The 11,265-nt window shown below is 59.7% G+C and carries 8 protein-coding genes; all 8 read right to left on the bottom strand.

The window, feature by feature from the left end; translation table 11 throughout:
- On the bottom strand, positions 1 to 280 hold a 280-nt coding region (gene greA / locus A3730_RS10215; RefSeq protein ID WP_197477420.1), incomplete at its 3' end, for a transcription elongation factor GreA.
- Between the two features lie 93 nt (positions 281 to 373).
- Positions 374 to 3,592 (bottom strand): carbamoyl-phosphate synthase large subunit, encoded by a 3,219-nt coding sequence (carB, locus tag A3730_RS10210; RefSeq protein ID WP_063519825.1) that lies wholly within the window; start codon positions 3,590 to 3,592, stop codon positions 374 to 376.
- A 72-nt stretch (positions 3,593 to 3,664) separates the two neighbouring features.
- Complete coding sequence (carA, locus tag A3730_RS10205) at positions 3,665 to 4,789, bottom strand: glutamine-hydrolyzing carbamoyl-phosphate synthase small subunit (protein WP_063519824.1); 1,125 nt, start codon at positions 4,787 to 4,789, stop codon at positions 3,665 to 3,667.
- A 208-nt stretch (positions 4,790 to 4,997) separates the two neighbouring features.
- Positions 4,998 to 5,825 (bottom strand): 4-hydroxy-tetrahydrodipicolinate reductase, encoded by an 828-nt coding sequence (gene dapB, locus A3730_RS10200; protein WP_063519823.1) that lies wholly within the window; start codon positions 5,823 to 5,825, stop codon positions 4,998 to 5,000.
- A 112-nt stretch (positions 5,826 to 5,937) separates the two neighbouring features.
- Positions 5,938 to 7,098 (bottom strand): hypothetical protein, encoded by a 1,161-nt coding sequence (locus A3730_RS10195; protein WP_063519822.1) that lies wholly within the window; start codon positions 7,096 to 7,098, stop codon positions 5,938 to 5,940.
- A 174-nt stretch (positions 7,099 to 7,272) separates the two neighbouring features.
- Positions 7,273 to 8,400: a molecular chaperone DnaJ gene (dnaJ, locus tag A3730_RS10190; RefSeq protein ID WP_063521194.1), complete on the bottom strand. Its 1,128-nt coding sequence runs from the start codon at positions 8,398 to 8,400 to the stop codon at positions 7,273 to 7,275.
- Between the two features lie 102 nt (positions 8,401 to 8,502).
- Positions 8,503 to 10,428 carry a molecular chaperone DnaK gene (dnaK, locus tag A3730_RS10185; RefSeq protein WP_063521406.1) on the bottom strand — a complete coding sequence of 642 codons (1,926 nt, stop codon included), beginning with the start codon at positions 10,426 to 10,428 and terminating at the stop codon, positions 8,503 to 8,505.
- Positions 10,429 to 10,562: 134 nt separating this feature from the next.
- Complete coding sequence (grpE, locus tag A3730_RS10180) at positions 10,563 to 11,147, bottom strand: nucleotide exchange factor GrpE (protein ID WP_063520966.1); 585 nt, start codon at positions 11,145 to 11,147, stop codon at positions 10,563 to 10,565.
- Positions 11,148 to 11,265: the final 118 nt, after the last annotated feature.

Genomic DNA, 11,265 nt, shown 5'->3' with positions numbered 1-11,265 from the left:
TGGTCACGGTCACACCAAAAATCACCTTGCCGGTATTTTCGATAGTCTGAATATCGATGATCTGCGCATTGGAAAGCTTGCCTTCAATATCGCCAATGCGGCCTTCACAAAACCCCTGCTGTTCGCGGGCAGCGTGATACTCGGCATTTTCTTTCAAGTCGCCGTGCTCACGGGCTTCTGCAATCGCAGCAGAAATCCGCGGGCGATCTTCTTTTTTCAGTTTTTCCAGTTCCTCGCGCAGGGCTTTGGCACCCTTGGCGGTCATCGGTACACGTTGCATAGTTATCCTCGTATCTTTTAACAGGCGCAAAATAAAAGGCGCTGCTAACGGAACCGCCCGGAGCACCCTGCTCCGAGCGCTCCCGACGACGATTTATTTCATTTCTGCGTGCAGGTCCTGCAAGCGACGAACAGTGGGTTCACCACTGATCCCCAGCGCCTGACACACCGCATGGGCGGCCGCGATGGTCGTGGTGTAGAACACTTTGTGTTGCAGCGCCGAGCGACGAATCGCGAACGAATCACGGGTCGCCTGCTTGCCTTCAGTGGTATTCACGATCAGGGCAATCTGGTCGTTCTTGATCATGTCCACAATATGCGGACGCCCTTCCAGCACCTTGTTCACCACCTTCACTTCAAGACCAGCCTCACCCAGCACCTTGGCGGTGCCTTTGGTGGCAACCAGGCTGAAGCCCCGCTCAATCAACATCCGAGCCACTTCAACAGACGCAGGCTTGTCGACTTCACGCACGGAAATAAAGGCCGTACCCGATTCCGGCAGCTTTTCGCCTGCACCCAGGGATGCCTTGCCAAAGGCTTCCGCGAAGGTCGCTCCCACACCCATGACTTCCCCGGTGGATTTCATTTCCGGGCCCAGGATCGGATCGACTTTCGGGAACTTGGCAAACGGGAACACCGCTTCTTTCACGAAATAGTGCTGCGGTTTGACCTCTTTGGTGAAGCCTTGTTCCTTGAGGCTGGTGCCGGCCATACAACGGGCGGCCACTTTCGCCAGGGACACACCAATGCACTTGGACACATACGGCACCGTCCGCGAGGCACGCGGATTCACTTCCAGCACATACACCTCACCGCTTTTCACGGCGAACTGCACGTTCATCAAACCGACCACACCCAGCTCCAGCGCCATATCGGCAGCCTGCTGGCGCATCACATCCTGCACATCCTCATCCAGCGAGTACGGCGGCAGCGAACAGGCGGAGTCACCGGAGTGCACGCCGGCCTGTTCAATGTGCTGCATGATGCCACCGATAACCACATCGGTACCGTCGCAGACCGCATCCACATCCACTTCGATGGCATCATCCAGGAAGCGATCCAGCAGCACCGGCGAATCGTTGGACACGGACACCGCGTTCATCATGTAGTTACGCAGCTCCGCTTCGCTGTACACGATTTCCATGGCACGGCCACCCAATACATAGGAGGGGCGCACCACCAGCGGATAACCGATTTCTTCCGCCAGACGCACACCGTCTTCCAGGGAACGGGCGGTGCGGTTGGGCGGCTGCTTCAGACCAAGCTTGTTGACCATCTGCTGGAAGCGTTCGCGATCTTCCGCTTCATCGATGGCATCCGGCGGGGTGCCAATAATCGGCACGCCGGCAGCCTGCAGGGCACGGGCCAGCTTCAACGGGGTCTGCCCGCCGTACTGGACGATCACACCCTTGGGCTTTTCTTTCGCCACGATGGCCAGCACGTCTTCCAACGTCACCGGCTCGAAGTACAGGCGATCGGAAGTATCGTAATCGGTGGACACGGTTTCCGGGTTACAGTTGACCATGATGGCCTCGTAACCGTCGTCCTTCATGGCAAACGCCGCGTGCACACAGCAGTAATCGAACTCGATGCCCTGGCCAATCCGGTTGGGGCCACCACCGATGACCATGATCTTGTCACGGTCGGTGGGGTTGGCCTCACACTCTTCATCGTAGCTGGAGTACATGTAGGCCGTATCCGTGGCGAATTCCGCCGCGCAGGTATCCACCCGCTTGTAGATCGGCAGCACACCCAGCTCTTCACGCTTGCCGCGCACGTCCGCTTCCTTCACGCCCAGCAGCTGTGCCAGGCGGGCATCGGAAAAGCCCTTGCGCTTGAGCGCATACAGGCTGTCGCGAGTCAGGCTACTGAAGGTGCTGTCGGCCAATTGCTGCTCGGCACGAATCAGGTCTTCGATTTGCACCAAGTACCAGCGATCAATCTTGGTGATATTGAATACGTCATCCACGGTCATGCCGACGCGGAACGCGTCGCCAACAATCCAGATACGCTCCGGGCCCGGCGTGGACAGCAATTGCGCCACTTGCTCACGGGCGTCTGGGTCAGCCGGATCCACATGAGGGTCAAAACCGATGGATTCGGTTTCCAGTCCGCGCAGCGCTTTCTGTACCGATTCCTGGAAGTTACGGCCGATGGCCATCACTTCACCCACGGACTTCATCTGGGTGGTCAGCACCGCATCCGCTTCGGCAAACTTCTCGAAGTTGAAGCGCGGGATCTTGGTAACCACGTAATCGATGGACGGCTCGAAGGACGCCGGGGTCTTGCCGCCGGTGATCTCGTTCTGCAGCTCATCCAGGGTGTAACCCACCGCCAGCTTGGCGGCCACCTTGGCGATCGGGAAGCCGGTGGCCTTGGAGGCCAGCGCGGAAGATCGACTCACCCGCGGGTTCATTTCGATCACCACCATGCGCCCGTTGTCCGGATTGATGCCGAACTGCACGTTGGAACCACCGGTTTCCACACCGATCTCACGCAGCACCGCCAGAGAGGCGTCGCGCATGATCTGCAGCTCTTTATCGGTGAGCGTCTGCGCCGGCGCCACGGTGATGGAGTCACCGGTGTGCACACCCATGGGGTCAAAGTTCTCGATGGAGCACACGATGATGCAGTTGTCCTTTTTGTCGCGGACCACTTCCATCTCGTACTCTTTCCAGCCCAGCAGGGACTCGTCGATCAACAGCTCGTTGGTGGGCGACAGGTCCAGACCACGCTGGCAGATTTCCTCGAATTCTTCCCGGTTATACGCCACACCACCGCCGGAGCCACCCATGGTGAAACTGGGGCGGATAATGCAGGGAAAACCCAGGTCTTGCAGGGCCGCGTTGGCCTCTTCCATGTTATGGGCAATGGCAGAACGCGGACATTCCAGGCCGATGGCTTTCATGGCCTTGTCGAAGCGGGAGCGATCTTCCGCCTTGTCGATGGCATCTTCGGTGGCGCCAATCATTTCCACGCCGAACTCTTTCAGCACCCCATTGTGGTCCAGGTCCAGGGCACAGTTCAGTGCGGTCTGACCACCCATGGTGGGCAGCAGCGCGTCCGGGCGCTCCTTCTCGATGATCTTGGCCACGGTCTGCCAGGTAATCGGCTCGATGTAGGTGGCATCCGCCATGGCCGGGTCGGTCATGATGGTGGCCGGGTTGGAGTTCACCAGAATCACCCGGAAACCCTCTTCCCGCAGCGCCTTACACGCCTGGGCACCGGAGTAGTCAAACTCACAGGCCTGGCCGATCACAATCGGGCCAGCGCCAATAATGAGGATGCTTTTGATGTCAGTTCTTTTAGGCATAGTTCGCTAACCGTCAGACGTATGTTGCGATTGTCTTTGCGTCGGACGTCAGACGTCGGACGTCAGACGCTTTTACTTAGCTTCCATCAGCTCGATGAAATGATCGAACAGCGGCGCGCAGTCACGCGGCCCCGGGCTCGCTTCCGGGTGCCCCTGGAAGCTGAAGGCCGGCACATCGGTGCGCTCGATGCCCTGCAAGGTGCCGTCAAACAGTGACACATGGGTCACTTTCAGGTTGTCCGGCAAGGTATCGATATCCACCGCAAAGCCGTGGTTCTGGCTGGTAATCATCACCGTGTCATCCGCCAGGGTTTTCACCGGGTGGTTGGCGCCGTGGTGGCCCGTGGCCATTTTCATGGACTTGGCGCCACTGGCCAGCGCCAGCAATTGATGGCCCAGGCAGATACCGAACACCGGCAGACCGGTGGCAACGATCTCCTGGATCGCGGCAATGGCATAGTCGCAAGGCTCCGGGTCACCGGGGCCGTTGGACAGGAAGACACCGTCCGGCTTCATGGCCAACACCTCGGACGCGGGCGTCTGGGCCGGCACCACGGTGAGCTTGCAGCCGCGCTCGGCCAGCATGCGCAGGATGTTGCGCTTGACGCCGTAGTCGTAGGCCACCACATGGAAGCGGGTCTCGCCCTGCTCGGTGTGACCTTTCTCAAGATCCCAGGTGGACTCGGTCCAGCTGTAGGACTCGGCAACACTCACTTCCTTCGCCAGGTCCATGCCTTTCAGGCCGGGGAACCCCTTGGCCGCCGCCAGCGCCTGTGCTTCATCCACATTGTCGCCGGCCAGAATGCAACCATTCTGGGCACCCTTGTCACGCAGAATGCGCGTCAGGCGGCGAGTGTCGATATCGGCGATGGCAACAATGTTGCGCTCACGCAGGTAGTCCGGAAGAGTTTGCTCACTACGCCAGTTGCTCACTGTCATGGCCAGATCACGAATCACCAGGCCCGAGGCCCAGATTCGGGAGGACTCTTCGTCCTCGGCAGTGACGCCAGTGTTACCAATATGCGGATAGGTAAGGGTTACAATCTGCTTGGCATAGGAAGGATCCGTCAGGATCTCCTGATAGCCAGTCATGGCGGTGTTAAACACCACCTCACCCACGGTTTCACCCGTGGCACCGATTGCAACACCCCGAAAGATGCTTCCGTCTTCAAGAGCGAGAATGGCGGGAACCGTCAACGCAACCTCCAGGCTGATAGGGAATAGGGAGATCTGCGGCGGGTGCGCTCGCAAAAAAGCGAGATGGATTCCTCCACCTCGCTTTTTTCTGAATTCTTCATTCGGCGCCCCGCACGCCCATCACGGGCTGCGCGCTATTTTAGGGCTTTGTGGCCCCGCTGTCACGCGGCAATCCCGCTGATAGACCAGTGGCGGGCCTGGCAGGCGGCTAGGCCTTGCCCCAACCGGCGCTTTCCCCGGCCAAGCCGAGCACGTCCTGCATGTCGAACAGGCCCTTGTCATGGCCGCCAAGCCAGGCGGCTGCCCGCACCGCACCACGGCCGAACGACATACGGCTGGAGGCCTTGTGGGTAATTTCCACCCGCTCACCTTCCGCCGCGAACATCACTGTGTGGTCACCAACAATGTCGCCGGCACGAATGGTCTCGAAGCCGATGGTGTGGCGCTCGCGCTCGCCGGTGCGGCCTTCACGGCCATACACGGCACACTCGCTCAGATCTCGGCCCAGGGTCTGGGCGACCACTTCACCCATGCGCAACGCCGTGCCTGACGGCGCATCGATTTTGTGCCGGTGGTGGGCTTCAATCACTTCGATATCCACTTCATCGCCCATGATCCGGGCCGCAGTTTCCAGCAGCTTGAAGCACAGATTCACCCCGATAGAATAATTCGGCGCAAAACAGATGGCGATATCGTCGCTGGCAGCGCGCAGCGCCGCTGTCTGGGTGTCATCCAGCCCGGTAGTGCCGATCACCAGTTTGGTCCCCGCCGCCCGGCAGATCTCAAGGTTTTTAACCGTGGCTTCCGGCACGGTGAAGTCGATGAACACATCCGCATCGTTCACCACCTTGCTCAAGTCATCCGCCAGCAACACACCACTACTGCCCTGGCCCACCAGCTCACCGGCATCCGCACCAATCAGGCTGGAGCCGGGCACATCCACCGCCGCCGCCAGCGTTGTATCCGGGTTGGCCAGCGTCGCCTCGATCAGAATACGGCCCATGCGACCGGCGGCGCCGATAATACCTACTTTCATGGTGTCTCCTTGATTAAAAGCGGGACGGCGAACGCCAGAGGCCTCACGCCCCACCCGCCCCAAACGGGAACGGGCAAAAGCGCCAAGCCTCTGGCGTCCGGCATCAAGCGGCTTATTCTACCAGAAAGGGCGACAGGGTCACCGCGTAGAGATTGGCGTTTTCCTTGAGCATGTACTTGCGCCGCTTTCGGTCGAAGCGCTTGAAGCTTATGCCGCTATCGCGCCAGGCCAACACCTCCTTGAGCCGCTTGCGGGCATAGGCGCGGTCGAGCCACTCCATGGAAAAGCCGGCGGGCAACTGCGCCGCCACCTGCAACTGGGTCAACGCCGGCTCCAGCGCCTCTTCCTGATAGGTATAAAGCAGACTGTTAGCGTACTCATAGCGAACAATCGCCAGATCCTTTTCTTGCCTGAGCGCAGCCTCGAACGGCTGAATGGCATCCTTGCTGTCCGCCGCCAGCGTCAGCTTGCCCGCCGTTTTGCCCACCCGGCGCAGCACATTGGCTTCAAACGCCGCACTCAATGACAACGCCAACGGGTGATCCGGCGCCACCGCCAACATTTCCGTGGCCGCATTGATCACCATGGCGGCGTAATTGCGTTGCAAGGTGGCCGGCACGGACTCATCTTCTGCCAGCCGCGCCACCGCATAGCCAAACCCCAGCCGCATCATGCAGTAATCCGCCGTGAGCGCCTTGTCGCCAGGCAACACCACCATCTTCTCGCCGAACCAGGCCATGTCATTGATGGCCTCCTGCAACAGCTGCTGCTTCTGCTCATGAGTGGGCGCCAGATAGGTGGCATACACAATCTGCGCCACCACCGCCGGCACCCGGGCGTACCCTCCATAGCGATGCCCAAGATCCCGGGCCTGACGGAAATCGCCACGGAAGAAGGCCTGCCAGGCCTCCAGCACATTGCGGCTATGCTGCTCCCAGTCGTCATCCTGATAGCGCAGATCCCGATACAGATCCGGGAAGCGCTGATAGCGAGCTTGCAGGTAGTCGGCAGAGGGGTACGGCAAGCGCAAGCCACGCATAAACTGATCCCAGTTAGCGCGGATTTCTTCCACCGTGAAGGTATAAGGGGCCGGATCGAAAGGCGCAGGCTGCCAGTCGGCATTCAATACCGGCAGGTTCGGCACCAGCGGCGCCTTCTGGGAAAAGGTAGCGCGGACGCGCTCATGGGCCTGATCCACCGGTGCGCACACCGCAAAGACGGGTGCACAGCACAACAACGCCCCCAGCACACACGCCAGTCGCCGTGAATTCATAATTGCCTCTGATTATTGTTGTTTTTATGCACAATATCGCAAGGCTGTTCACAGCGGCAATGAACCTGATCAAATTCCATACTATTGACTGAGAGCCGCCATGCGCGGCACACAACCACAAAAAAGCCCGACATGAGAATCATGCCGGGCTTTTTCCTATCGGAGCAGAAACGCTTACTTGGTATCGAAGAACCGCTTAACACCCTCGAACCAGCTGCTCTTGCGCGGGTTGTGACGATTACCGCCACTTTCCAGGGACTCCTGGAATTTGCGCAACAACTCTTTCTGCTCGCCGGACAGCTTCACCGGCGTCTCGATGACCACCTTGCAAAGCAGGTCACCCGGTGCACCGCCACGAACCGGCGCCACACCCTTGCCACGCAGGCGGAAGACTTTTCCGCTCTGGGTTTCCGCCGGCACTTTCAGCTTCACCTTGCCGTTCAGGGTGGGCACATCCAGCTCACCACCGAGCGAGGCATCGACAAAACTGATCGGCACTTCGCAGAACAGGTTGTCACCATCGCGCTGGAAGATGTCGTGCTCACGCACGGCGACCTGCACATACAAGTCACCGGACGGCGCGCCGTGCATGCCGGCTTCACCTTCACCCGCCAGACGAATGCGGTCGCCGGTATCCACGCCCGCCGGAATTTTCACCGACAGGGTCTTGGTGTTCTGCACCCGGCCCTGGCCACCGCAGTTGCCACAGGGATCCTTGATGATCTTGCCTTCACCCTTACAGGTGGGACACGCCTGCTGCACGGTAAAGAAACCCTGCTGCATCCGTACCTGGCCGACGCCACCACAGGTGGTACACGTTACCGGCTGACTGCCTTCTTTCGCGCCAGAGCCATGACAGACATCACAGCTATCCCAGGTGGGGATACGGATTTTTTCATCGCAGCCGCGCACCGCCTGTTCCAGGGTCAGCTCCAGCGTATAGCGCAGGTCTGCACCACGGGCAGGGCCACGGCGTCCACCGCCACCACCACCGAAGATGTCGCCGAAAATATCGCCGAAGATGTCACCAAAGCCTCCGCCGCCGAAGCCGCCGCCAGCACCGGCGCCACCCTGACCGTTAACGCCGGCATGGCCGAACTGGTCATAGGCCGCGCGCTTCTGCTCATCGGCCAGCACTTCGTAGGCTTCTTTCGCTTCCTTGAATTTGGCCAAGGCCTCTTCGTCATCCGGGTTACGGTCCGGATGGTATTTCATCGCCAGGCGACGATAAGCCTTCTTCAAATCCTGCGCGCTGGCATCCTTTGCCGCACCCAGCACTTCGTAATAATCACGTTTAGACATAGATAAGCCTTTGGCTTAGCCAGACGCCGAACGCCGGAGGCCAAACGCACAACCTTGAAAGGCAACTGCGTTCAGCATCCGGCGTCGGGCGTCAGGCGTTACTTACTTCTTCTTGTCGTCGTCGACTTCTTCGAACTCGGCATCGACCACGTCATCGCCTGCCTGCTGCTGGCCGCCTTCGGCGCCGGCAGCACCTTCAGCCTGCTGGGCCTGTTCGGCGTACATCTTCTCGGCCAGCGGTGCGGACACTTCGGACAACGCCTTGATCTTGGCTTCGATGTCGTCCTTGTCGCTACCTTTGGCGGCTTCTTCCAACTCATCCACGGCCTTGGTGATGGACTCTTTCTCTTCGTCGGTAGCCTTGTCGCCGGCTTCCTCGAGAGTCTTGCGAGTCGCATGCACCAGGTGATCCGCCTGGTTGCGGGTTTGCACCAGCTCTTCGAACTTCTTGTCTTCGTCCGCGTGCGCTTCGGCATCCGCCACCATTTGATCGATCTCTTCATCGGACAGACCGGAAGAGGCCTTGATCTGGATGGTCTGCTCTTTGCCGGTGGCCTTGTCTTTCGCGCCCACGTGCAGAATACCGTTGGCGTCGATGTCGAAGGTCACTTCGATCTGCGGCATGCCGCGCGGTGCCGGCGGAATGTCTTCCAGGTTGAACTGACCCAGCGACTTGTTCTGCGCCGCCTGCTTACGCTCGCCCTGCAGCACATGTACCGTCACGGCAGTCTGGTTATCGTCCGCAGTGGAGAACACCTGCGACGCATTGGTCGGGATAGTGGTGTTCTTCTCGATCAGCGGCGTCATCACGCCGCCCATGGTTTCAATACCCAGGGTCAGCGGGGTCACGTCCAGCAACAGCACGTCGGTCACGTCACCGCTCAGTACCGCACCCTGAATCGCTGCACCCATGGCAACCGCTTCATCCGGGTTCACGTCCTTGCGCGGCTCTTTGCCGAAGAACTCGGTAACGCTCTTCTGCACCATCGGCATACGGGTCTGACCGCCCACCAGAATCACGTCGGTGATATCGGCCGTCTTTACGCCCGCATCAGCCAGTGCGGTTTTGCACGGCTCCAGTGAACGGCTCACCAGGTCACCCACCAGGGATTCCAGCTTGGCGCGGGTCACTTTCACCACCAGGTGCTTGGGACCGGTGCTGTCTGCAGTGATGTACGGCAGGTTCACTTCGGTCTGCTCGGCAGAGGACAGCTCAATCTTGGCTTTCTCGGCCGCTTCTTTCAGGCGCTGCATGGCCAGCGGATCACCGCCCAGATCGATGCCGGAGTCCGCCTTGAACTGATCCGCCAGGAAGTTGATCAGCGCCAGGTCAAAATCCTCACCACCCAGGAAGGTGTCGCCGTTGGTGGCCAGCACTTCAAACTGGTGCTCGCCATCCACTTCGGCGATTTCGATGATGGAAATATCGAAAGTACCGCCACCCAGGTCGTAGACCGCGATGGTGCGATCGCCGCCTTTCTTGTCCAGGCCATAGGCCAGGGCCGCCGCGGTGGGCTCGTTGATAATACGCTTCACGTCCAGACCGGCGATGCGACCGGCATCTTTGGTGGCCTGACGCTGGGAATCGTTGAAGTAAGCCGGCACGGTGATAACAGCCTCGGTGACAGATTCACCCAGGTAATCTTCCGCGGTCTTCTTCATTTTCTTCAGCACTTGCGCAGAGATCTGCGGCGGCGCCATCTGCTCGCCTTTCACTTCCACCCAGGCATCACCGTTGTCAGCCTTGGTGATCTTGTAGGGCACCATCTTGATGTCCTTCTGAACCACCTTGTCGTCGAAACGGCGGCCGATCAGACGCTTCACCGCGTACAGGGTGTTTTCCGGGTTGGTCACCGCCTGACGCTTGGCAGACTGACCGACCAGGGTTTCCTTGTCGTCGGTGTAGGCGATGATGGACGGCGTAGTGCGCGCGCCTTCTGCGTTTTCAATAACCTTGGTCTTGTCACCTTCCAGCACGGCCACACAGCTGTTGGTCGTACCCAGGTCGATACCGATAATCTTACCCATAGTCGTTCTATCTCCTTCACACCAGCCGGGACCCTGTCGGCGCCCCAGGCAGTTGAATTGTTAATTCGTCTGGCTCCTATATGGCGGTCATGCTCGCCGTTTCAAGGGGCCGAATCGCTTTTTCCCACACCCAATCAGGGGGCTTTACTGACCACCACTCGCGCCGGGCGAATCAGGCGGCCGTTGAGCTGATAGCCCTTCTCCAGCACCTCGATCACGGTATTGGGGTCCACATTGGGGACCGGCACCATGGTCATGGCCTCATGCAATTCCGGGTTGAACGGCTCGTCCGCAGGGCTGATCTGCTCCAGGTTGTAACGGGCAAACGCATCCAGCAGGGACTTGAGGGTCAGCTCGATGCCCTCACGGGCCCCTTTCAGCGCCTCGTCCTCGGCATCCAGCGCCGCCAGACCGCGCTCCAGGTTGTCCGCCACGCTCAACAGATCACCGGCGAACTTCTCCAGGGCGAATTTGCGGGCATGCTGCACATCCCGCTCGGCACGCTTGCGCACGTTCTGCACTTCCGCCTGGGCACGGATATCCGCCTCAGCCAGCGCCTTCTTAACCCTGGCCAGCTCGGCATCTGCCTCAGCCAGCTTCTCTTCAACGGTAGGTTCTGCCTGCTCGCTCTCGGCTTCAGCGGCGGCGGCAGCCTGTTGCTCTTCCACCGTTTCTACCTGCGGCTCGGCATTGTTCTGGTCTTTTTCCTGGTCACTCATTCATCACTCCACATCCCTATCCGGGCTTTTATCAGGAAAGCGGGCAAAGATATGGGAACTATTGGTGGGGATTCAAGGGGGAAGGGGCAGTTGACAGTGGATAGTGGTCAGTTGGCAG

The organism is Alcanivorax sp. HI0044, from assembly GCF_001634945.1.
The sequence above is the reverse complement of the archived record's forward strand: the minus strand, read 5'-3'. Positions and strand labels throughout refer to the sequence as shown.

Excerpts from the sequence above, each read along its gene's own strand:
- carB (WP_063519825.1), bottom strand. The coding sequence starts at position 3,592 with ATGCCTAAAAGAACTGACATCAAAAGCATCCTCATTATTGGCGCTGGC.
- dapB (WP_063519823.1), bottom strand. The coding sequence starts at position 5,825 with ATGAAAGTAGGTATTATCGGCGCCGCCGGTCGCATGGGCCGTATTCTG.
- A3730_RS10195 (WP_063519822.1), bottom strand. The coding sequence starts at position 7,098 with ATGAATTCACGGCGACTGGCGTGTGTGCTGGGGGCGTTGTTGTGCTGT.
- dnaJ (WP_063521194.1), bottom strand. The coding sequence starts at position 8,400 with ATGTCTAAACGTGATTATTACGAAGTGCTGGGTGCGGCAAAGGATGCC.
- dnaK (WP_063521406.1), bottom strand. The coding sequence starts at position 10,428 with ATGGGTAAGATTATCGGTATCGACCTGGGTACGACCAACAGCTGTGTG.
- grpE (WP_063520966.1), bottom strand. The coding sequence starts at position 11,147 with ATGAGTGACCAGGAAAAAGACCAGAACAATGCCGAGCCGCAGGTAGAA.